The organism is Turicibacter sp. St.80E1, from assembly GCF_059728495.1.
In genome coordinates this window covers 516,544-541,471 of sequence record NZ_AP039386.1, presented here as the reverse complement: position 1 = coordinate 541,471, position 24,928 = coordinate 516,544, and the positions used below count along the sequence as shown (strand labels likewise).

General features: G+C 36.0%; 20 protein-coding genes. 4 read left to right on the top strand and 16 right to left on the bottom strand.

Features of this window, described 5'->3' with window-relative positions; translation table 11 throughout:
• The 4 genes from AC6I0I_RS02495 to AC6I0I_RS02480 all read left to right on the top strand — a co-directional run bounded on the left by AC6I0I_RS02495 (position 1) and on the right by AC6I0I_RS02480 (position 4,580).
• Entirely contained in the window at positions 1–1,554 is a 1,554-nt protein-coding gene (locus AC6I0I_RS02495; protein ID WP_262950156.1) for a ClC family H(+)/Cl(-) exchange transporter, read from the top strand.
• A 68-nt stretch (positions 1,555–1,622) separates the two neighbouring features.
• Positions 1,623–2,630 carry a hypothetical protein gene (locus AC6I0I_RS02490; RefSeq protein ID WP_262950155.1) on the top strand — a complete coding sequence of 336 codons (1,008 nt, stop codon included), beginning with the start codon at positions 1,623–1,625 and terminating at the stop codon, positions 2,628–2,630.
• A 118-nt stretch (positions 2,631–2,748) separates the two neighbouring features.
• Entirely contained in the window at positions 2,749–3,138 is a 390-nt protein-coding gene (locus AC6I0I_RS02485; RefSeq protein WP_161832105.1) for a GtrA family protein, read from the top strand.
• A gap of 149 nt (positions 3,139–3,287) precedes the next feature.
• On the top strand, positions 3,288–4,580 hold the full coding sequence (locus AC6I0I_RS02480) for an ISL3 family transposase (protein WP_497993653.1): 1,293 nt from the start codon (positions 3,288–3,290) through the stop codon (positions 4,578–4,580).
• Between the two features lie 113 nt (positions 4,581–4,693).
• Here the strand turns inward: AC6I0I_RS02480 and AC6I0I_RS02475 are convergent, their stop codons facing one another.
• From AC6I0I_RS02475 to AC6I0I_RS02400, 16 genes are all read right to left on the bottom strand, one after another.
• Complete coding sequence (locus AC6I0I_RS02475) at positions 4,694–5,650, bottom strand: glycosyltransferase family 2 protein (protein WP_262953532.1); 957 nt, start codon at positions 5,648–5,650, stop codon at positions 4,694–4,696.
• Complete coding sequence (locus AC6I0I_RS02470; protein ID WP_262953533.1) at positions 5,643–7,121, bottom strand: glycosyltransferase-like membrane protein; 1,479 nt, start codon at positions 7,119–7,121, stop codon at positions 5,643–5,645. The genes AC6I0I_RS02475 and AC6I0I_RS02470 overlap by 8 nt, the downstream gene beginning before the upstream one ends.
• Positions 7,122–7,288: 167 nt before the next feature.
• Positions 7,289–7,933, bottom strand: a complete 645-nt coding sequence (locus AC6I0I_RS02465; protein ID WP_262953534.1) for a thioredoxin family protein — start codon at positions 7,931–7,933, stop codon at positions 7,289–7,291.
• A gap of 147 nt (positions 7,934–8,080) precedes the next feature.
• Entirely contained in the window at positions 8,081–9,751 is a 1,671-nt protein-coding gene (locus tag AC6I0I_RS02460; RefSeq protein WP_262953535.1) for an FAD-dependent oxidoreductase, read from the bottom strand.
• Positions 9,752–9,995: 244 nt separating this feature from the next.
• Entirely contained in the window at positions 9,996–10,550 is a 555-nt protein-coding gene (locus AC6I0I_RS02455; protein WP_161832100.1) for a hypothetical protein, read from the bottom strand.
• Positions 10,547–11,056, bottom strand: coding sequence for a hypothetical protein (locus AC6I0I_RS02450; protein ID WP_161832099.1), 510 nt, complete (start codon positions 11,054–11,056; stop codon positions 10,547–10,549). Before AC6I0I_RS02450 ends, AC6I0I_RS02455 begins: the two co-directional genes overlap by 4 nt.
• A 238-nt stretch (positions 11,057–11,294) precedes the next feature.
• Complete coding sequence (locus AC6I0I_RS02445; RefSeq protein WP_161832098.1) at positions 11,295–12,704, bottom strand: glycosyltransferase family 2 protein; 1,410 nt, start codon at positions 12,702–12,704, stop codon at positions 11,295–11,297.
• Positions 12,705–12,716: 12 nt separating this feature from the next.
• On the bottom strand, positions 12,717–13,808 hold the full coding sequence (locus tag AC6I0I_RS02440) for a HEAT repeat domain-containing protein (RefSeq protein ID WP_262953536.1): 1,092 nt from the start codon (positions 13,806–13,808) through the stop codon (positions 12,717–12,719).
• A gap of 15 nt (positions 13,809–13,823) precedes the next feature.
• Entirely contained in the window at positions 13,824–15,902 is a 2,079-nt protein-coding gene (locus AC6I0I_RS02435) for a hypothetical protein (RefSeq protein ID WP_262953537.1), read from the bottom strand.
• 16 nt (positions 15,903–15,918) lie between these two features.
• Positions 15,919–17,415, bottom strand: coding sequence for a CotH kinase family protein (locus AC6I0I_RS02430; protein WP_262953538.1), 1,497 nt, complete (start codon positions 17,413–17,415; stop codon positions 15,919–15,921).
• Positions 17,416–17,425: 10 nt separating this feature from the next.
• Positions 17,426–18,094 (bottom strand): DUF4956 domain-containing protein, encoded by a 669-nt coding sequence (locus tag AC6I0I_RS02425; RefSeq protein WP_262953539.1) that lies wholly within the window; start codon positions 18,092–18,094, stop codon positions 17,426–17,428.
• Positions 18,095–18,112: 18 nt separating this feature from the next.
• Positions 18,113–18,808 carry a polyphosphate polymerase domain-containing protein gene (locus AC6I0I_RS02420; protein WP_262953540.1) on the bottom strand — a complete coding sequence of 232 codons (696 nt, stop codon included), beginning with the start codon at positions 18,806–18,808 and terminating at the stop codon, positions 18,113–18,115.
• 24 nt (positions 18,809–18,832) lie between these two features.
• Complete coding sequence (locus tag AC6I0I_RS02415; protein ID WP_262953541.1) at positions 18,833–19,621, bottom strand: hypothetical protein; 789 nt, start codon at positions 19,619–19,621, stop codon at positions 18,833–18,835.
• Positions 19,622–19,807: 186 nt separating this feature from the next.
• Complete coding sequence (locus AC6I0I_RS02410; RefSeq protein WP_262953542.1) at positions 19,808–22,090, bottom strand: bifunctional diguanylate cyclase/phosphodiesterase; 2,283 nt, start codon at positions 22,088–22,090, stop codon at positions 19,808–19,810.
• 505 nt (positions 22,091–22,595) lie between these two features.
• Complete coding sequence (locus AC6I0I_RS02405) at positions 22,596–23,690, bottom strand: sensor histidine kinase (RefSeq protein ID WP_262953543.1); 1,095 nt, start codon at positions 23,688–23,690, stop codon at positions 22,596–22,598.
• Positions 23,691–23,894: 204 nt separating this feature from the next.
• Positions 23,895–24,620 (bottom strand): LytR/AlgR family response regulator transcription factor, encoded by a 726-nt coding sequence (locus AC6I0I_RS02400; protein WP_262950146.1) that lies wholly within the window; start codon positions 24,618–24,620, stop codon positions 23,895–23,897.
• Positions 24,621–24,928: the final 308 nt, after the last annotated feature.

Genomic DNA, 24,928 nt, shown 5'->3' with positions numbered 1-24,928 from the left:
ATGTCATCATTAAAAACACCGTTATCTTACTTAAAACAACTTAAACTTAAATTAGCTTTTGAGGGAATCCTCATCGGCCTCATCTCAGGTCTTGTCGTCGTCTTTTACCGCCTCATTTTGCAGTATGCGGAGCAGCTAAGACAATGGGTTACCAATCAACCGACGCCCTTCGCGTTTTTTGGTTGGTTCATCATCCTCATCCTAGCGGCTCTTTTCGTCGGTCGCCTCATGGTCAAAGAACCAATGATCTGTGGGAGCGGAATCCCTCAAGTAGAAGGCGCCTTAGCCAATAAAATTAAAATGAATCCCCTCTCCGTCTTAATGAACAAATTCATTGGAGGAACGATTTGTATCGGAGCGGGATTATCCGTCGGACGTGAGGGTCCTTCTATTCAACTCGGTGCCGTCGCCGCCCAATGGGTTAGCCGTCTAACCAAACGAACTAAGCTAGAAGAAAAGTATCTCTTCTCAAGCGGGGCGAGTGCTGGACTAGCCGCCGCCTTTAATGCTCCACTCGCTGGGGTCATGTTCGCGCTTGAAGAGGTGCACAAACACTTCTCACCCCTCGTTTTAGTCGGTGCCATGTCCGCCGCGCTAACAGCTGATTTTGTCTCAAAAAACTTTTTTGGTTTAAAACCGGTCTTCCGCTTTGACCTCATCCATAACTTGCCCCTCCATCACTATGGATGGATTGTCGCCTTAGGACTTTTAACCGGAATTTTAGGCGTCCTGTATAATAAAACACTCGCCTCTACGTTAAACGGGTATGATAAACTAACCTTCTTAAAAAAACAGTATCATCCCCTTATCCCCTTCCTCCTTGCGGGGATCCTCCTTTGGATCTTACCGGATGTATTAGGGGGCGGGCACGGATTGATTGAAAAATTAACAGCGGATCTCTTTTCAATGAAGACCTTACTTCTTTTATTGACTGTCAAATTCGCTTTCTCCATGGTGAGCTTCGCGTCTGGTGTTCCAGGAGGAATCTTTTTTCCGCTCCTCGTCCTCGGGGCGCTCACCGGTTCAATTTTTGGCCATCTTCTCGCAAGCCTCCATCTTGTCGATGAAATCTTCATTCAAAACTTTATTATTTTGGCGATGGCCGGCTATTTCAGCGCCATCGTCCGTGCCCCAATTACCGGAAGCATTCTCATTGCCGAAATGACGGGATCATTAACAAACCTTCTCCCGCTCTCTCTCACCTGCCTTATCGCCTACACCGTGGCGGAAGGACTGAGAAATGAACCAGTCTACGATTTCCTATTACACCGATTACTGCGTGGAAAAAGCAGCCTAACCGTCGGTCAAAAAAATATCCTCGTTGAAATTCCAGTCTTCGCCGATTCTAGCATGGATGGATGCCTCGTTCGCTCCCTTGACCTGCCAACCGATTGCCTACTCATCGCCATCAAACGCGGAAATGACGAGCTTATCCCACGGGGAAATACCCAACTGATGGCGGGTGACGACCTCATTATTTTAATGAAAGAAAACTTGGCGGCCACCCTTCAAGAGCACCTAAAAAGTACCTCTCAAAAAGTTCCCATGTACTAGCCCCCTTCCTCGATTTATGTGATATAATAGCCTTAAATTGATCGTAAAAAATGGAGGGTTAACACTTTATGAAAGAACTAATGCACCTTTTAGGGTTTAAAGATAAAGAAATGGCGACCGATATCTTAGTATCGATTGAAAACCAAACATTCTTCCCTATGACATCACACGAAGAATTGCAACAACTCGCACTTCAACCAAACGCTGTCGATTGTGTTTATTTACAATCCTCACAAAAACAAGTGTACGAATTAGAAGAATCACACGTATATACGATCGCCCACTGTACACCGGCGCAACAAACCATGTATACGAACGTGAAAAAAGAAGACGTCATCCACTTTATTAAGCAACATCTTGAAGACTATGAACAAAATAACATTGCAATCTACGTCGCAAACGACTGCCTTCCGTTCACGGACTATATCAAACAATGTGGGATCTATATCGCCAAAGAAGATTTACTCATTATTGAAAACCAAGCGATTTGGACGGTTGATCAAGGGGAAAACTTAGAACCAGCAGACTTTACAAAAAATGCCTTTATCGGGGCCTATCCACTTGAAAAAAACATGAATATTGACCAACTAACACCATCTGAAAAATACTGTATGGTCATTAATGCTTACGAGTTAGGCGTTGTCGATGCGTTTAGTAACCTTGACATGATGGAAGTTTTAAAATTGGTCAATCAATACATTAAAGAATACGCAGCAGGAAACTTATTCATCTTTCGTGAAAACGACCGCTTAGTCTACACTGATTTATTTAATCAAGTGAAAGAAGAACCACGTTATCCATCATTCAGCCAAGTATTAAACTTCCTGTTCGCAAACCCAACAGTAAATGAAGAACACTTAATGCAAAAAGTAAATGCCTATATTAAAGCACGCCAACAACAGTTCGCGGCTCAAGATCAAGCCAATAAATCAGAAACACTTGCCTTAAAAGGTGAAGAAGATTTTGAATTGGCGCAATTACTTGCACCGGTTTTCAATGCTCACCGTGACGTTAAAGAATGTACATTAACAACGATCAACCAGACACCTGTCTTTAAAATTGACTACGTTGCGTAAGTTTCACAGCAAAAAAACACCGATTCTTCGGTGTTTTTCTTTAGTCTTGATCAAACCCTTTTGTTAGGAAAGAAAAATCTCGTATCATAAAACCAATCAGAAAAAAGGAGAATGAAACATGATTGATAAACTTAAAACCAATCCAAAACTAGCTGAATTTATCCGCTTTATCATCGTTGGGGTTTTGGCAACTGCCCTCCATTACGGAATTTACCTCGCCCTTGAATACGGAATCGGACTGAATTACAACATGGCCTACACGATCGGCTATCTCTTAAGCTTTATTTTTAACTTCTTTGCTTCAACCTTCTTTACTTTCCAATCCGAGGCAAACGCCCAAAATGGAATTAAATTTGCCGGCGCACACCTCATCAACTACTTCGTTCATATGTTTTTACTCAACTTCTTTATCTTCATCGGTATTCCTGGAGGAATCGCCCCAGTCTTTGTCTTCCCAATCGCCATCATCATTAACTTCTTCATGGTACGATTCGCCTTAAAAAAATAACCCTACAAAAAAAGGTTCTATAATATTTGGTGTGGGTGGGATTACTCACACCTTTTTGATTGCCATAAATATTGAGACAAAAAAAGAGACATAGTCCCCAAAATCCTATACAATGTAATCGGCTAAAACAACACGAAAGGATTGGTTTTATGTCTCACACTAATTGTATCTCAACTTTACTTGATTTAAAAGATAAAAATATTACTTTTTCAAAAAATTGTATCCAAGAAACTCAGATTAAGAATGTTCGTTCTAAACTTATTTTGGGAACTCTTTCTTTTCAACCGACTCATTGCTACCACTGTGGTCATTCTTTTGACTCAAATATCATTAAACACGGCTTCAAAACTTCACGTATTAAGCTAGTCAAAATTTCCGGATTTGATGCTTATCTAGACTTAAAAAAACAACGTTATAAATGCCGTCATTGTGACCGAACATTTACCCTAGAAACATCTCTTGTTAACCCTAATTGTTTTATTTCCACTCCCGTAAAACAAGCCATCTTTTTAGAAGCTAGTCATAAGAAATCCGAAACAGATATTGCACGTGAGCTTAACGTTTCTCATTCAACCGTTAACCGCGTCATTCATTCTTCCTATGAAGAACAGCCGCTTCCCTTTAATTCTCTCCCAAAAGTTCTTTGTTTTGACGAGTTTAAGTCGGTTAAATCGGCCGAGGGAGCAATGTCCTTCATTTTTTGTGATGCGTCCAATGGAAAGCTAATTGATATCGTTGAAGACCGTCGCTTAAGTACACTAAGGACTTATTTTATGCGATTTTCTAAAGCAGCTCGTGAAGGTGTAACCCACGTCGTCATTGACATGTACGCCCCTTATATGACACTCATTAAAGAGGTATTCCCTAAGGCTAAGATTGTTTTAGATAAATTTCATATCGTTCAACTAATCTCTCGTGCTCTTAATAAAACACGCATTCGTTTCATGAATCAAAATAAAGAGTTTTATAATAAATTCAAACATTATTGGCGACTTCTCTTAAAAGCCCAAGAAGATCTTAATGCCACTCATTACTTCTATTCCAACTGCTTCAAAAAGATGATCTCTCAACAAGAAATTATTGACTTTTTATTAGCCCTAGACCCTGAACTAAAGGAGACTTATGATTTCTACCAAACTGTCCAACAGGCTATTAAACTTCGTAACCTTGAAATATTTCATCATGCCATTCAACACCCCTCTGATCTGCTTTCACACGAAATGAAAACAGCTTTAAAAACACTCACTCATTATCAAGACTATGTCAAAAATACAATTGAAACTCCTTATACCAATGGAGTACTCGAAGGAATTAACAACAATATCAAAGTCATTAAGCGAATCGCTTTTGGATATCGTAGTTTCTACCATTTCAAAGCAAGAATTTTGATTATTCATAAATACACTTTTGAACAAAAAAAGAAGAGGAATCAAACCATCTAAAGAATAGCCTAATTCCTCCCGATTATATGTATAGATTTTATTCACCCACACTATTTGACAAAGAACCCAAAAAAAAGTGCACCTATCCGAAATGATAGCTGCACTTTTTTTGATTAGTCAACTTCATTAATAAATTCCTCGACAATAAAGCGAGGGCGTTGTTTAGATTCTAAATAAATTTTTCCGATATATTCACCAATCACACCAATACAAAGAATTTGCAATCCACCTAGCGTCCAAATCGATAAAATTAACGTCGTCCATCCTTTAATCGTATTCCCATTCATCCATTGGACGAGAGAGTATAGCAATGGAATTAAACTAATAACAAAAACGCTAATCCCAAGTGTGGTGACTAAACGAATCGGCTTCACACTAAGCGAAGTAATCCCTTCAATCGCAAAGGCAATCATTTTCTTTAACGGATACTTCGATTCCCCTGCAAAACGCTCATGTCGCTCATAATACACAACATCCGATTTATACCCAACAAGTGGCACTAATCCTCGTAAGAATAAATTAACTTCTTTAAATTCGGATAATCCATTTAACGCCCGACGACTTAACAATCGATAATCCGCATGATTATAAACGATGTCGGCCCCTAATTGATTCATTATTTTATAAAACATTTGTGCCGTATGTCGTTTAAATCCCGTATCTGTTGTCCGATCGTTTCGCACACCATAAACCACATCACATGATTCATTTAAAAACTTATCAATAAATTGGTCAATAACATCAATATCATCTTGTAAATCAGCATCTAAAGAAATCGTTGCATCACATAAATCTTTAACCGTCATAAGACCGGCTAATAATGCATTTTGGTGACCCCGATTGCGTGATAACTTGACCCCGCTGATTAAGTGATGAGTCGTTGATAACTCTTTGATCATTGGCCACGTTTGATCTTTACTTCCATCATCAACAAAAGTAATTCGACTTTTAGGAGAAATCACGTCCCGCCGAATTAACGACTCCACTTTCTCCATTAACTTTTGTGCCGTCACTTCTAAAACGGCCTCCTCATTATAACAAGGAACAACAAAGTAAATGATATTAGACATGTTCTCTACTCCCCTTCATCGAATTTTTATTTAAAGATGCCATGGCATACGTGCAAAGCATCATCATTAACGGTAAATAGAGCACCAAATACCGTGAGCGGGTTTCCCAAATCAGTAAAAATAGGAAGTTACCGAAGAGGGTGATGGCCATCACATGAACAAACGCGTGACGGTTTTTAAATAAATAAACACCGGAGATCGTCATTAATCCAAGCATGACCAACTGGATTGCCTGGACGGCATAAAGATACGGATGATTTTTATCACCAAACACGTAAGCTTGGTAAACATTCGTCTCAATCGGCTGACGGCTTAACTTTTCAGGGATAAAATAGGTCCCCTCAGCCCAAGTGAAATTCATCTTCTGATGGAGATGGTTAAGAAACCCTCTAACCCCATACTCTGATAACTGTTGTTTAATTCTATCTAGATGAATGTCTTTAATTTGATCATTCGTCAACCCTTCTAACTTTAAGGAATTCGTATATTCGGCATCTTCATGAAAATATCCACCGTTTCCGTCTAACCCCATCATTACCCAATGCGTCATTGGAAATCCAAGTTCTGATTTCTCTGTCGGATAAAGGGGCGAGATTCGTGACTGATAGATTGTATTCACGATAAAAAATGGAAGTGCAATACCGATCAACAACTGAATCCATCTTTTCATTGGATTCATCATCAAATAATGAATCAGGATGGCAACGACTAAAATAATCGCATTTGTCTTCACTAATACACCGATCGATAACACAAGCCCTAATAAAATTAAGTAGACATAACGGCGCCTATCCGTCGAATGATAAAATAAATCATAAAGGATAAGCCCTAGAATTGGAAAAATCATGACCAATGTATCGGTATAGACGATAGGAACGTACATATATAATGGCGTCATAAATAACATCAATAAACTCGCCCATGTGGCAGAGACAAGGCCAAAATGGCGATGAATCAACCAATAGAGTCCACCCATCGATAATAAGATGACAAGGGCATTAACAAACGTAAAATAAAAATAATAATTCGTAACCCCGAATAAATCTAAAAACCGCATCCCGAGAATAAAAACAATGAGCAACGGAATATTATTCGGATACTTGATCGTAAAGTAATCCGACAAGGCATAAAAACTATCTTTCTGTTCAAGTGCGGCTCGGTAAACATCCCCGACATCCCACGTGGGATTCACTTGAAAATAACGAATAAAGAAAAGTTGTAACAGCACTAAAAGCACTAGATTGACAAGACTTACGATCATTAATCCACGCGTTGATAATTTCTTCATGCCCCGATAAGCAAAATAGAAAAAAGCAGCGATCAAACAAGCGAGCCCGCCTACTTTCCACCCACTCATCTGCAAAAAGGTTGCATTGGGATGAATGAGCGCATCCGTAAAAATAAATGCAAATGTTGCGGTAAATACAAGTAAAAATAATTGCAGTAATATCGACTTTATTTTTATAACCATTTAGCTTCCTTCCCTCATAAAATATACATATTTTTTATTATACTACAAAATTTTTCTAATATTTATCACTTTTTCTTTTTTTCTTAAACTCCGTACGCTCCCTCAACAAAAAAACCTCAAGCCATGGCGTGGGGAATCCCACCGTAACGGCTTGAGGTGATTTAATCTTATGAAATGAGTTGAAGCAGTTGATCCATGGTTTTTGCCCCAAAGTAAACGTGATCATCATTAAGGATGAGGCATGGAACTGCGGTAATCTGATAGTGCGCCTGAAGGTGTGGGAAATGGGCTAAATCAATCATTTCCGCCTCGACATTGGGGTTTTCAATAGCGATTCGCGTCGCTGCAACGACGACATCCGGGCATAAACGACTCGATAATGAAACAACAACCTTTAAATTCACGTGTTGACGAATCGCACGGATGGCTTCTAGCGTTCGCTCATCGATGGCCTGTCCCGGTCCAGCCAAATTATAAATCGCCAATAAAAACGCATTAATCTCTTGGCCCCCAGGAACGGCATGAAACTTCACCCCTGAGTAACACCCCTTCTCATCAAGCAAGGCAACAACAGGAAACTTATCCACCCTTATCTTCTGTTCTAAAGACACATCTTCCCCCTTCATTTTGACAATCGCTTCTAACTGATCCCCTAAATTCGCAAGATCGAGCACAAAATCACGTAACTCAAGAGACACCTCTAGATGAGGATCCACGATGGTTACTAAAGTCACCTTTGTTTCCATCCGTTTTAAAACCGTCGCCAGTTGTTGACGTAAAGTATCATTCAATAAATGAGATTGTACATTCATTTAAAAGCCTCCTCTTTTCGTTTTTAGATTAGTGTTCCCACAAGAAACCATTTCATTTACTTTCGACAACCATTGAAAAAATGCACGGAAAATTCCGTGCATTTTTTTCTAACATTGTGTGTGTGCAACTTGTGTTTATGAGACTCATTAAGCAATTAGGTTTAACATCTCTTGGATTGATTTTGATCCAAACGCGATTTTTTCATCATTTACGATCATACATGGAACTGACATCACTTTATGTTTTGTTTTTAATTCTGGGAAGTTGGCGATGTCTAACATCTCAGCTTCTACATTTGGATTTTCGATCGCAATACGTTGAGCTGAAACAACAACATCCGGACATAAGTGACATGATAAAGAAACCGCCACTTTAATATTTACTTTTTTATCAAGTGATTTAATCGCTTCTAATACTTGAGCATCTAAAGCTTGTCCAGGTCCAGCTAAGTTATAAATCGCGAGTAAGAATGAATTTAATTCATGTCCACCAGGAACACCGTGGAACTTCACACCCGCATAATTTCCATCTTGGTCAAGTAACGCAACAACTGGGAATTTATCGGCATTCACTTTTTCTTCTAACGCCACATCTTCACCTTTTGTTTTGACGATAGCCTCTAATTTATCTCCTAAATTCGCAATGTCCATCACTAAGTCACGTAATTCAATCGATTTTGCATTAGCAGGATCAACAATCGTCACAAGTGTAACATTGTTTTCCATACGCCCTAAAATTCCAGCGATTTGTCCACGTAACGCATCATTTAATAAAGCAGATTGTCCACCTTTTGCTACTTCTTTAGCTGGTGCTTTTTCTTCTTTCACTTCTTTAGGTTGTGGAGCAACTTCTACCTCTTCCTCTACAATTCCTAAACGTTCCTTCTCATGCGCCACATATTTTTCAGCTTCAAGAGAAGCAATCGCTCCGTCAGCCACAGCAGTAACCACTTGGCGTAATACTTTAGGACGTAAATCTCCGGCTGCATAAACACCTTCAACACTTGTGTGCATGTTTTCATCCGTGATAATGTATCCGAATTTATCCATGTCAACTAAACCATTAAATACTTTTGTTTGTGGCACGTATCCAGCGAAAATAAAGATTCCGAATGTTTCATCATCTTGCGCCACATGTTCAAATGTTTCATTTGTTTGATTATTAATAAATTTAACGCGACGTAATAATTCATCCCCTGTTGCTTCTACCACTTCAGTATTGAATTTAACTTCAATTTTTGGATGAGCTAAAACTTTATCCGCAATTGTTTTTGCACATGTAAACTCTGGCTCACGGGCGATAACTGTTACTTTACGAGCAAAACGAGTTAAGAAAATTGCTTCTTCTGCTGCCGCAAATCCAGCACCGATGACAAACACCTCAAGTCCTGTGTAGAACTCCCCATCACACGTTGCACAGTAAGCAACCCCGCGTCCACGGTACTCTGCTTCTCCTGGGAATCCAAGTGTACGTGGTGTCGCACCTGTTGCGATAATCACTGAACGAGTTTCATAGTCCCCGTTTGTTGTTTTTAACACTTTAATTTCACCTTCAAGTTGAGCTTCTAACACTTCAGCTTGAGCAAAAGCTACACCAAAATCTTCAGCTTGTAAATGCATTTGTTCCATTAATTCTGGCCCTGTCGTATGACGAATCCCTGGGTAATTCACAATTTCATTTGTTGTTTTTGCTTGACCACCTACTGATCCTTGCTCAAGCACTAATGTTTTCATTTTTGCGCGCCCTGAATAAATCCCTGCAGACATTCCGGCAGCCCCGCCACCAATTACAATTACATCATAAATTTTCTTTGACATTGAAACTCCTCCTTCTCCTCTATTGTACTTCATTTTTATGGTTATTTGATGTACTTTCCTAAATTTTTCTAATTAATTTTTAAAAGTAGTAATAATTACTGATATTATTATAAAACTATCGTGAAAGAAAGTCAATGCGTTTTCTTATAAAATAATAATATAGTTATTAATAGTATTTCTTTATTGATAAAAGGTATGCAAATAAAAAAGGAGGCCACCTTCCCCGGTTTGCCTCCTCATCTTCTTAGATTTCTGTAATCGTGCCATCCTCAGCGACGAAAAGCATCAAAATAATGCCATCGCCACCTTCCGTCTCTTGCAATACTTTTGACTTTAAGGCCACGTAATAACCGATTTGATTATCGCCGTAATGTTCGTGATTTTCGTCATACATATAGACAATATCTTCGTCAGATCCATAACGATCCACGGCTAAGGCAACCGCATCAACCCCTGTAAATTCATGGTTATGCTCCTGATCATGAACCTCCACTTCGTGTAGCGTTTCTTTTAAAACGTTCAGACGCTCTCGTTGCTCATCGGTTCCCTCATCATCTAACTCGACTAATAATTCGTTTAAAACACCTTTAGCGGCTGCTAATTCATCGACTCCCACAAGTGCCTCAATATAATTGAGCCCTTCTTCAAGTGAACGCTCGCTTAAATTCGTCCCGTTTTCTGTCAAACGTGGTCGATGCAAAATATCTTCTTTATGATTATCGTTCTCCCCATCTGTCTCATTTGCACATGCACAAAGTGCGATCATAAGTGCAAGTAACACACTGATTCTCTTCATCATGATAATCCCTCCATTTCATCTCTTAAGGCGATCAACGTCTCTATTTCTCCCCTAAATAGTTTTAATGATCCCATCCTTTTTTCCACGAAACGAATTAACGCAATTAACTCATCATAAGCTGACGTTTTCTCTGCTTCAATGGCTCGGTTAATTTTTTCCTCAAGAGAATTTAATTGAGACCGTACATAATTAATGGCCTCATCTTTCACAAAACTTGGCTGACTATCAACTAAGTTTAAATCCGTCCAAGCCAACAGCAGTTTATCCAAGTCCTCTAACTGATCATATTCAACCATCTTAAGTAGAGCCTCCCCTTGCTCATGCCAAATCTGATACTTTTTATTTGAACTTTCATCAGTTGCTAACTTTAAAAAACCGACGCCCTCTTGATAGGATCCGTCTTCAAAAGCCTCCCTCGCCTCTTTAACTGCCTGATTTGCTAGTCCACTATCCCCACAAGCGACCAACATAGCTAAAAAGGTGACAAGCAGATAACGCTTCTTCAACCTCTATCACCCCCCGATACTACAAAAATAACACACCTCCTTAAAGAAAATTGCCATATATTAACCAAAAAATAACACTACTTCTGTCTTGTTTTAGCTTGCTCCCCTAAAATGACCACCATTTGGACAAACCCATTAATAAGGCGACAAAAAAAGGTGTCTCCTCGTCGAAGAGGAACACCTTTAGCATGTTCATTCTTATTAAATTTACCACTCTCATTTATAAAGAAGATTCAACTTAATGTAGTTTATTATGCTTAACACGACTAATTTTCTTCCATTGATGCTTATGCTTACGATATCCAATCAAAGCACTAAATCGATACAAGGAAATCAATTGTCGATAACCAAAATTCTCTATCAAACTAAATAAAATTAACTTAATTCGTGCCCGTAACGATAGCGACTCCCTAAACATATACTCCTCGAATTTTATCGCCATAATAGATAAACCCGTATTATAAAAAACATAGATTAACATAAAAGTTAAAAAGAAGGTCATGTTTAAAAAACCAGCAAAAAAGGCAAGAACAATAATGATAATTCCTAAACTATCAAATACGCATGACATCATCTCATAGATAAAAAAGTATGTAAAGGAAAAGAATCCCGTTAAGCCGTATTGAGGATTTAATGCCATTTGCCGATGATTAAACATCGAAGTCATTAAACCAATTTGCCACCTTCTCCTCTGATTCTTCAAATCCTTTAGTTTAGATGGAACTTGAGACCAACAAACCGCATAAGGTTCGTAACTAATTTGATAAGGAATCTGATTTTGGCGATAAAAAGAATGTAATTTTAATACCAAATCCATATCTTCGCCAATACTTTTAGTATCATATCCTCCAACAGAGATGACGGCATCCTTACGAAAAAGACCAAATGCACCAGAAATAATTAAATTACCATTAAATAAATTTAACCAGACCCTCGTATTTAAAAACACCCGGTAATATTCGATGAGCTGCATCATCACGATAAATCGTTTTGGAGTCAAATATTTAACGACTCGCCCTCTATCTAATATTACCTGGTTAGAAACTTTAATATTACCACCAACAGCTACCGTTCGATTATCCCGATTAAATGGCATTACAATTTCACGAAGAGAATCATATTGTAAAATTGAGTCGGCATCCAACGACGTAATTAACGGATATCTTGCTAAATTAATTCCCATATTTAAAGCATCAGCTTTCCCACCATTTACCTTATTAACGAGGGTTAACTTAATCTTCTCATTAATGATTCCCTCATAAATATCAATCTCACTTTGGCAAGGTACAACCCTACGAATCGGACGATTGACACGTTTTAACTTAAAATGTTCTTGAACCAAATCACCTGTTCGATCCTTAGATCCATCGTTAATAACAATGACCTCAAACTCTGGATAATCTAAATATAAGTTAGACTCAATACAATCTATAATAGTCTGTTCCTCATTATAGGCAGGAACCAATATTGATATTGGTAATAAACTATCCTCATTCTTTGAATCTATCTCATGTTGATATTTCCGATAAGATTGATTTTTTTCAATAACAAAGATGGCAGAGAGAGTGGAAATAAAAAATATAATAGCGTAAATGGCAATATATATCATGAAAAAATTATTAATACTATCAACCAAAAACTCTAACACTGCACCGCCCCCTTATTGAAAAGATTTTTCCTTTAAGGATAATGCATATTGCAAAATATCCCTTGAATAATAATCCTTTGATTGTAAAATATATTCTTTTATTCGTTGATTGATATTAAAGTTACAAAGGGCCATGGCCGAGTTAAAACGAACATGCCAATTAGAATCACCCGTAGCTATAAATAACTGATTAATAACATCTTCCTCAGAGAAATACTGCAAGGCCTTAGCACTTAACACACGGTACTCCCATTCATTATGCTTTAAATAATCTAATAGTATTGATTTACTCTCTAAATTCGGATGATTCGCAAAATATTTGATAATACTTAAACAGATTTCCTTGTGAGAATCTCTGCCTTCCGATAAAATTTCACAGAGTTTCTTTTCAACCATTGGACATGGAACAACGGTAAAATACTGAATCAATAAGAGTTGAAAATCATCTTCAGCCTCTTTAAAGTTTCTTATTAAAAAACGATTTAATTCATCGTAATCTCCACTAAACTGTTGCATAATACCTATTAGCACTTTATTATTATATAATTCAAAATCTTTATAGCTACTAGTCAAGGCCTTAGCAAAAATCGAACTATTTCCAATTTGAGCTAAGGAGGTTAAAACGTTCAATTTTAAATACATAGAGTTTTTATTCAACTTTTTTAATAACCATTGATTGATAAAGGGTAAATCCATTTGATAGTACCCGAAGAGTTTGGCAAGCTTTAACTCTTCAATTTCACCCTTTCTCTTATCCAATTTAATCACTCGCTGTAAAAAGCCAATATAAATTTCTACATAGACTTTAAGGATAGGCCTATATTCCTCTATCAGAAATAACTCTTCAATTACTCGATTAAATAAATCAAAATAAATATTACTTTTTAAACATTTCTCAGTTTGGTCGATTGTTTCTTGACTTAACCGATTTCCCATCCTTAATGTATCAAATTGCTCTCTAATTTCAACTTTAAAAGAGGCATGCTTCATTAATTGCTTCTGATGGCGCTGATCCTTTCGAATTCTATAAGATAAGTAAAGCCTCATACAAAAGATTAAATAAATAAAAAAGGTAATCATTAAGGAAATGATAAAGACCTGCATCTCACCGCGTCCTTTCTATTTGTCCCTAAATTCATTTTGTAATAGCGTATAGGCAAGTTTTAATCGTGATTTATATGTTGGATTAACCCATGGCATTAAACGATATTTTTCAGATGGTAATCGAACACTCGAATGATCTGCTTCCACTACCGTCAATCCAATATTTAAATGATTAATAGACATGGAATGAATTCCAAATCGCTGATAATAGTCGTCATGAATTTTTAAATTAGTAGGATCACTAAAGTTTAAAAGTCCCCATGGGATTTTTATCTCTATATAGTTATCTCCCACATAATAATTAGCCAGGGAATTAAATTGATTGGAATTCGGATTAGCATTCCCCTCAATTAATCGTCCTGCTTCTTGTACAATAGCCTCCTCAAATTCTTTTATTTCCTGATTATATGCTTTCGACTTAACCTCGATTAAAATAGGCGTGAACTCATCCATATCCGGAAGAACTTTAATTTCATCGGGATGGATTTGTAAATTCGTTCGCTCCTTTAAAAATTCATACGTGTGATAATAACGTTGAACTAATAGACGACTTTGATTATTAGGATTAATATTAATGACAAAGTCTACCGGATCTTCAAAGGTCAATCCCTTCTCCGTATAAGATTTAGTTCCTGAATTAGGAGTCACATCTAAATCAATCCAATAACTTGACTGATTATTTATTTGCTCTTCTGACTGAATAAGAAAAAAGATTCCCTCTTCATCCGTCTTTACAGATAAGGTTAATCCATCGTGGGTGGATAAAACATTTTTATCTTTCCACTCATCTATTTGGTGATCAGGATAGTCAGTTGAAGCATCAAAGGTATAAATTCCCCTCGATTGTAAATCCGTTAATTTATTTGGCCAGTAAGGGCTACGATCGAGGATAACCCGATCAACTGTCGTAAAGGATGTTCGATCCCATCGATCTTGCCACTCAGACAAACAAGAGCCCAAAATAGATAATTGTCGAAGTGTGCGATAAATAGTAACCAGGCCTTCCGCCTGTTCTCTTTCATTAATCCCTAATAACTGTCCCGACATCTCCTCATAAACTACCTTTGCCGAGGGAAGACTATACTCCGCTATCATAATCGGTATTTCATGAAACCTTTGTAAATCCGTTATCACTTCTCTTATGGACTCTCCCATTTTATCACTATAAACCGGATATAAATAATACGATGCAAAATAGCCACTTTTTAGCTTTTGCGTCGGTTTAATCTCATTTAAATCAACAACAGGCTTAATATTTCGCTTAATTGTTTGGCCAATATATTTTTCTGACTCTGCGTTTAATTGACTATTTTTATAAACTAAAAAATCCTCTATATTAGACCCTACGACCGTCACCAAATGTTGAATTCCATAACGTTGAACCTCATAACTAACTAATTTATCCATAAGTTTAGCTAACAATCCCTCAACATTAGACGCCGAATCCGATGTATAAAAATAATCCCCTTCATACGCGTACGACTCATTCATAATATCCGAAAAAATAACATCCTGATTTGCCCATTCCATACCTAGACTATATCCTATTAAGTAAGATGAAAGATTCACCCCTTTTTGTAAAGAAACACCAAGATCATTACCTGGATACGCCCCGCCGTACATAAAATCAATGATTTTCTTTATCTTACCCATATAAGACTGCTCTAATTGCTGAAGATCGGCACCATCCGCTAATGCAACGTCATCCATATAAATTCCTTGTAAAAGATAAAGAGGCTCCTGCCGGTTTTCATTAAATTTGTCCAATGCCTTGTAAAAATTTAGTGGCATTAAATCTGGTACCCTTAAAACCGTTACGCCTAACTCTTGAATTAACTGCAACCACTCTAAATAAGTTTCTTCTCCTAAATCTACTTCATTAGGAAAACTACCAGGAAGTGCTGAAGTAACATTCATTCCAATAAATTGAAAAGGAGTCGTTTCTTTATTAAATGAAGTATATAGTTGCCCATCTCTAATAGTAAATGGGCTCTCATCACCTCCACCATTATTTAAAAAGGGAGGAATAATCCTAAGGAATATTAGAAAAAAGAGGGCAAAAACAAGGGTACTCAAAATAAGAAATCTTTTCATAATCTCTCCTCCTCTCCTACTCTGCCCATTTTAAAAGACTATCAATATTTTTATCAATCCAAGCACCACGCTCACGAATAAATAGCTTAAGCTTCGCAATCTCCTCATCATAATTATTAGCTCGATTTTCAACTTCGGCAGTATATTGTGGATGTTCCCTAAAAAAATTCAACAATGCGTCAACATCATTTTCGTAAGGTCGGATAATGGAGTAATACTTTTTAAGCATTTCAGATTGATTACATAACTCAACAGGCCACTTTTCAAAATTACGCTCAATCGCTTCCCCCAATTCACTGACATAATCATCAATCTGTTGAATAAGATAATCATCACTTAAATAGGTTAAGCGAAGTTGGTGGTAACGGCTAATAACTTGATTCACAAATTTTTTATCTTTTAATAACTCACTAAACCACGCTGTTTGAGGCATATAAAACCCCGTTTCGTCATAATAAGGGAATAAATGCGTACTATTTCCCATGGCTGAGTCAAAATCCCAAACAGGACCCGCTTTAATCTTCTCTCCATAATCCTTGTGTAAGTACGTACTAAAAATACCCGCATCTGTATTCTTAAAAAATTCATTTATAATAAAATAATCGACAAATGAATCCACATCGATATAGGCTGCATACCCCTCTTGCGGGTCATCGAAACGATCTGAATACAAAACTCGTTCAAATTCACTAACCGTTTGGGTAATATAATTTTTTTTCTCGTCTGTTAAATTTGTTTTAGGGTACTCTACAACCATATTGTAATCGTAGAGATATGTTTCAAACCCATAGTTATCTAATAGTATATCTGTAAGCTTTAAACGATTTCTCGCTACAATAAAACTTGTTTCAGAAGAGGCCGATTGAGTTTTAGAAATATTAATTCGTTTATCATGGCGTTCTATCTTTTCAACCAGTAAATAAATCCCCTTATAGTGCTGTGAAGAAAGTGGCTGATTATCATCAACTAAGTAAACCTCACAAAATTTAACACGGGGGGCGTATTGCATGATTTTACCAGAAATATCATAGGCTAATTTATTTCGCAATAAAGACTGGTCTTCAAAAGAGGCATTTAGAATCCACTTTGCACTTTTAGGCATTCCTAATAAGGACGCCTTTTTTTCATCCCCTTTTTTATTTAATAACGTCAAACTATACTGCTTTTTGGGAAGAAGCCGAGACGTATTTCCCCTCACGCCAATATCAACCATTGTCTCAACCTTTGCCTTTAAATCTCCATTTTTAAAGTTTTCAGGAAGGTAAAGACTAAACTCGGCTAAAATGCTCTCTCCCAAACTCTCTCCCTTTCTTACGTAATGAATTTCTTCACCATTTGTATCTATTACAACAATCGGCAAATCCGAATGTTCTAGGACATCACCAGGTAAGCCTAAAGTTGATTTAATTTGCTTCTGTTTTTTCTGATCTAATTTATCAATACTTTCGACCATCACCAAGCAACTTATCATTAAAAATAAAAGAACCATCATAAATGCGACTAATTTTTTCATCGTCATGCTCCTAGCCAATGGTTTCCCCATTTTGCGCCACTATATTTACACTTTGAACCCCCTCAATTCGATAGAATTGATCAAGCATTGTTTGTTGCGCCTCATTTTTTAACGTGATTTGATAAACCATTTCAATGCTTTGCGTCGTTGTATTTTTACCACGTAATTGCGCCCCTTTAAACTGTTTAAACAAATAAGACATAACCTCCTGTTCACAACGGTTTTCTCCTCGAATAATCAATAAATACCTATTTTCTACACCAAACTTTCCAAAACTAAACAAAATGAGAACAGTGGCTAGAAAAATAGATCCCATTAAAGCTATAGCATAGTTTTGCGTTCCTGCACAAAGTCCAATTCCAATACACCAGAAAATGTAGGCTGTATCCCGGGGATCCTTAATAGCCGTTCTAAAACGTACGATCGATAGTGCCCCGACCATCCCAAGGGATAGTGAGATATCACTTTTAATAACAATCATTACCATCGTTGTCACTAATGTTAACATGACTAAGGAAACATTGAATTTACGGTTATATAGTACCCCACTGAATGTAAACTTATAAGTCCAAAAGACAACCATCGATAATAATAAAGCAATAATTAAAATCTCGAATGCCTCAAATAAGTTTACCTCTCCACTCCGCGTCACCAAATATTCATACAAAGTCTCTTTCATTTTTCTTCCTCCTAAAATTTATGCTAAATACTGATCAAACAATGACCTTGAAACGCAATACTTACTCAAAGATTGATTAATCGTATCGCGCCCCCGTAAAACTTCCGCAATCCAACAAAATAAATCACCATTAAACTTAACCTCTAAAATGGCATGATACGTTGTAAACGCCGGTACCATCGGAATATTTTCCGAAAATATATCAAAATTTGTTTCACTACTTCTAATGTTACTATCTAACGTAAGTCGAATGTTATTCTCCTCATGATAGAAGGCACGACGATCGTAATCAATCAGAACAACAGGTCGGTATTGCCCTAGTGTCATAATATTGTAAATCGTTTGGGCTGTTTTCTCCTTATATTTTAAAAGAACGTCGTATTGACAATTAATAAGCGATCTGGCGTCATCCGATGAAATCCAAACCGTTTCTTTCACCTGATTAACATTAATTTTTCGTTTCAGTTCTAATTTCACTCGTTTTGTATTTACATCGTATAAACGAAGACGGATTTTTTTTCTCACCTCTTCACCGTTCATTTTACTGTAATAATCGTCATCCGTAAAAGTATCGAAATATAGGCTGCGAATCGTATATCCCCCGTTTTTTGAATGTGGGTCACTTTTCAAAATTTCGTTAAATAAATTTAAGTAACGATAATAGTCCGCATCACTAATAGAATATTTAATCTCCCGCCTATTAACAACAATCAAAAAACCACTCCTCCACTAATCACTTTATAAATCTTTTAATTTAGTAAACTTAAACTCCCTCAGTATAATACTTATAGGTTCTGATAAACCTTCACGTTGAACAGCCTCCTCATCCCTTAAATAGACATTTAGCCGAAATCTCATCTCATCACCTTTGGCTATCCCCCGCGGATACTCCCATGTCGCAAGGGGTTTATGATTGGAATCCCCCATATCGTAGATTTCAATTCTAACCTTATCAGTAAAATTATCGATACGATAACGTGTCATTCCACCCTTTTCACCTCTATTTAAATCTAATTTCTCAGTTGGACGATTAGAATTCCCCCTTTTATAGTAAGGTTGTACAACAAATTGATAATTTCCCTCCCTTAGCCAAGGACTCTCATTAGCATTATCTTCCTCATCCCATGACGAAAACTCAATATCTACCTCATTTTCATCATCAGCATATAAAAACGGACTGACAATCACTTCAGCAGGAATCCGATCGACACCTCCCTCTAAGACAAACTCATATCGACCTAAGCCTTTAGCATCAATACTAATAATCTCGGCAGCTAAAATCTGATTATTTTTTTCTATTAGCTGCAAGTGTATCCCATCCTTACTTTGAAACACCACATCCTCATCATCCGAAAACACATTCAATCGAGGTCCTACACGCTCGCCTTGCGAATCCTTCACCGCAAAGGTATAATTATTTAATTCATATCGCGTTTTATAATGAGAAAATTCATCTCCTTTCAAATGTTTACATCCTGTTAAACACAAGATAGACAATAACACACATCTTCTAAACGTTTCTTTCATTATGTATCCCCCTCTATACACCCATTAAATCCAGTTCATCAATCGTAAAAAAATTTTTCAATCTTTTATTTCTACAAAAAATGTACCCTCCTTTTCTCTATGCAAAAGGCAATCAGATTGACTTCAATTGCCTCTTATCTCTTTACATCTCAGATTTTATTAAAAAAATCAATGTAACACCCTTACTTAAACTTTAATCAATTTAATAAAATTTTGTTCAGACAACGGACGTGAAAAATAATAGCCCTGAAACATTCCGCATCCGATTTCAACCAGAGTATTAAATTGGATTTCTGTCTCAACCCCCTCAATAATTACGTTCATATTTAATAAATCAGCAATTTTATTAATATGACTAATAATCATATAGGCTCTGTCATCCAAATTTGATAAGAATACCTTGTCTAACTTCACAATATCAATTGGGTATTTTTGAAGATAGCTAAATGAGGAATAACCTGTCCCAAAATCATCTAGTAAAATCTTACAGCCTTTTTCACGTAAATGATGAAGATTTTGAGTCAATGCTTCACTTTTTTCAAGAAGAACAGATTCTGTCAACTCAAATGAGAGCCGCTCGAAAGGAATTTGATACTTTTCAACCATTGCTGCCACGCAGCTAAAGAAGTCAACCTCTAATAACTGAATCGGCGAAACATTAATACTAATCTCAATCGAAATTTGCTGATCCCGAATAAAGCGACAAACCTCCTCAATAATCCAACATCCAATAGGGATAATTTCACGTGTTTCCTCAGCGTATGGAATAAACTCTTGTGGACAAACATTCCCTAGTTTCTCACTTTCCCAGCGAAGTAAAGCCTCCGCCTTTACAATCTGCTTATTCTCGTCGATGATAGGTTGATAAACGATTCTAAATTCATCTTTTAACAGAGCTGTGCGTAGTTCATTCTTTAAGTTTTCAACGTTAATTAAATCTTGATAGACCTCATCATTGAAGAAAATCATTTTATCCCTTAATCCAGCACTTTTATTTTTATACATCATTAAATCACTTTTTTGAATCAACTCTGAAACTTCTATACCGTCTCTTGGAAACGCAGCCGCCCCAATCGAAAATTCGATAAATACTTTTACATCAGGCATTAACTCTACTGGCAATTGAAAGAGGGGAACAATTTTATTACGGTAATAAAATTCAAATTCCGCATCGTTTGTATAATTCTTATAAATAATCACAAACTCATCACCAGAATATCGCGTGACAATCCCACGCTTGCCTAAAGCTCGTTGGATAATATGACTAAATCGAATAAGGAGACGATCCCCAACAGTATGACCAAAGATATCATTAACCATTTTAAATTTGTTCATATCCACAAAAATAAGAGCAAACGGCTCATTTTGTTTAATTAACTCCTCACATATTAAATGTAATTTTTTACGATTAGGTAACCCTGTAAGAGGATCGTAATAAATCATTGATTCGACTTTATCATCAAACGTCTTGTCCAAAACATCTGCAATTAATTCTAATTGGGCAAACTCATTTTTCTCACCTAACAAATCGTCATTTTGATTTAATTGGACGAGAATTTTCCTCAATTTTTTTATCGACTTAAAGGCAGGATCAAAGGCAAGATAAATAGCAGTAATCATACAGAATGCCCCAAAAATTCCGACGGAAACAATGACAATCCGCATATCTTTTGTATTGGTCATAATCGGCTCATTTTGTTTCATACTTTCCTTTTCAAAAGAAAACATCATCTGATATCCGGGGAATATTTCACTTAATTCCTTTGTATAATAACCGTATTGTTTACTTTTAATGTCAACGAAGTCACTGCCTTCTTGATCCGGAATAAGTGTCGTTTTAAGTTTACCTTGATAAAAGGTGGAATCCACATAAGACAACAATACATCGACATGAATATCTAAAACAACTGCCCCTAACAAGTCCCCCTGAGTCTCACTACGAATAAAGGCAACAATGGAAATCGTCTGTTTGTCCGTCACAAAATCTTGATAGACATCGGTGACAAAAACTTTAGAACCTAGCTCTAGATAGTCCCCTTTAAACCATTCGCGTTGGGAGACGTCAAAGTCACTATACAATGAGTCATTAGAAAATAAATAGTGTCCTGGAATACTCACAATACTAATGGGATTTTCAATAAACGGGATAGCCTCTAGTAGTTGATTAAATAAATTCAATGACCAACCAATAACTTCCTTATCCGTTTGATCCAGTTGATTAATATTCCGGTTATTTTCTAAACGACTAATGACCTTATCATCTACCGCTATTTGTTCAACGGTGTTTTTTAATGTCGTAAAATCTTTAGTTAACTGTTGACTGACTTGGTTATAGTGAACATCTGCGGATAGCTCAATCACGTTATCTAATATACGATTCACCAATACATTTGCTGACAAAACAAACATCGCCGTGAACAAAAAAGAAATTAAGACAAGCTTATAATTAATTTTATTAATAAAATTCATTGTGCTGGCTTGGCCTCCCCTCAACTAGCCATAGTTAATTCAAACCTCTTATTATATAGAAGCGGTGACAAACCTTTCACTCTTGGAAATTTTCAAAGCCACTCTCTCAATTAGACCCTTATATTTGTCAATAAAAGCTACAACGCTCTCTCCCAAAAGGTGAAACATTTTTTACTTCGTATATCTAATTAAAATTATATCATATATTTACTCTGCTATTATATGGTTTTTTCTCACACTCGACGTTATCTATCTATTAACAGAAACGGTTTCGCATTATAGCGTTATAGCCTTCCCCTCTCCACTAAGACATATCTAGAATTATCTCGAGAAAACTGACATTCACCTTTTATGAGATATCTTTCTACCACATAGGGAACATCGTAATAGCAGATAGTTTTTATACTGAAATAACTACAACAATTTTAATTTTAGTTGCTCATCGAAAATACAATTAACACTTAATAGATAGTTACTTCGTGTAATCACCAGCATTGAGTATCAATTACTTGTTAATAACATTCATTAATAAGATATCTGTCTCAAATACATTATTTTCATAATTCGTTAAAATATATCCATCATATTTCTTAACGATTTTATGTATTTGCTTCATTCCTAGTCCATGATCCCCTTTAATTTTACTAGTTAAATAATTGCCATGAATATCAGTCTTAACATCATTTGAACAATTTTTCATCTTAATTGCTAAATTTTTTTTGATAATAGTTAAATCTAATTCAATAAAAAGGTTTTCCCCTGTATACCGATTACATGCCTCAATCGAATTATCTAAAAGATTAGAAAAAAGTGTACACAAATCAAATGTAATTATCGATAAATTTGATAAATCATCAATTTTTATTTTAATGGCTATCCCCTGCTCCTGGGCCATCAATCTTTTAGAATTCAAAATATAATCCATTGCCTGATTTCCTGTTTGTATATAAAAAAAAATTCCATTAATGTGTTGAAACTCTGCCTTCATTTGCATTAAGTATTCTCTGGCCTCTTCATAAAATTGCTCTTCCATAAAAAATGATAATAATTGTAAATGGTTTGCCAAATCATGACGATATTTACGAACTTCTAAATTTGCCGCCTCGACATCCTCATCATACTTAGATTTCAAGTCTATGTTTTTATATGCCATTTCCACATAAATTAATCGATTAATATGGTGTAATAGTAACCCCTCAACTAAAACATAAATCGTATATGTGAGTAAAAAAATGAAACAAACTAATAATGAGATACGACGATCAGATGCATAGATTAATTCGTCGAATATAAATAACCAAAATAGATTTATTGCCGTTAATATCACAATCATACGTTTTTCTAAATACACTAATTTAGGAAACCACTTTGTAATTTCATATAAAACAACCCACTGCATCCCTAAAAAAAGGGACATTATAGGGAAAATAGGATATTCAGTCGCCGTCTCTAAGTGAAACATTTTATAAAATAGCAATTGACAAAATAAATAAATTCCACTCGTCGCATTTTGAATGACCGTCATCCAATATATTTTTTCTAGAATTCTACCTTTTCTGTAAAGAATGATATAGATTAAGCAGATTAAAAAAGCACTCATAGTCCCCTTAGAAAAGAAAAAAATATCCAAAATGACAAAAACACTACTTATTAACCCTATTTTTAAAAAGAGGGTCAAGCTATTTTTATTATTTAAGGGATTATATTCTTGCCGTTCAAAATTTTTGATTAAAAAAAAGGTGAGGATTCCATTACTAATTATGTAAAATAAGATTTTCAAATCAAACAACACCTCTTTTCCATTTTAACGATTATTTTTAAAATAAGTAATAAAGGATTCATACACTTCCTTAAGACGACTTTTACTGACTGGAATTCGCACCCCATTGTCTAAGACAATTTCATTTTTATTAATTACATCGATACATTTTAAATTAACAATATACGATCGATGACATCGACAAAACTGTGGATTTGGTAACTCGCTCTCAACTTGACTTATTTTCTCCTTAAAAGTCAAAACGTCATCAACCGTATGAATATCAATATAGTGATCAAAAGAAATGAAGTAATAAATATCATCATAGTTAACTTTTATTAACTCCTTCCCCCTTTTAACTAAATAATACAAGGCTTCTTTCCGTGAATATTTTTCATACCATCTATTAAGCGTCTCCACAACATTTTTCTTACTGATAGGTTTCATTAAATAATCTAACGCCTGAACCTTATATCCTTCAAAAACATAAGAATCTCCACCAGTAATAAAAATTATCGCGACATCCTCATCTTTTTGACGAATATATTTAGCACACTCGATACCTGACATTTTTTTCATCAAAATATCTAAAAAAATAATATCATAGTGTTTTATCCCATTCCAATGAAACAAAAAACTTTCTGCATTTTGATATGATGAAATCTCTACCTTTACTCCTTTTAGTGACGCCCAGTATTCTATATAAGTTTGATTAATGTGTAATTGGTCGATGTTATCTTCACAAATAGCAATACGGATAGGTATGTTCATGATTCCAACTCCTTACATAATAAATTTACCTAATTCACTTTAAGAATCCTTATCTCTAACTCGAGGTTATACTCCTAATAATTCACAGTAAAGTTTAAAAGAATCCTAGAAAATGACATTCACCTATCCTCCCATCACCTAGACGGGTACCATTCTCAAAATAATAAAAAGGTTGGCTTTTAGAAGATTATTAACTCTGATTCTTTACTCTATAAAAAACTGTAACTCTTCCATCAAATGATTATGCATAAAGTCGATACTGATCCCACTTACTATCCTAATTCCTGTATATCTATACACATCACGAT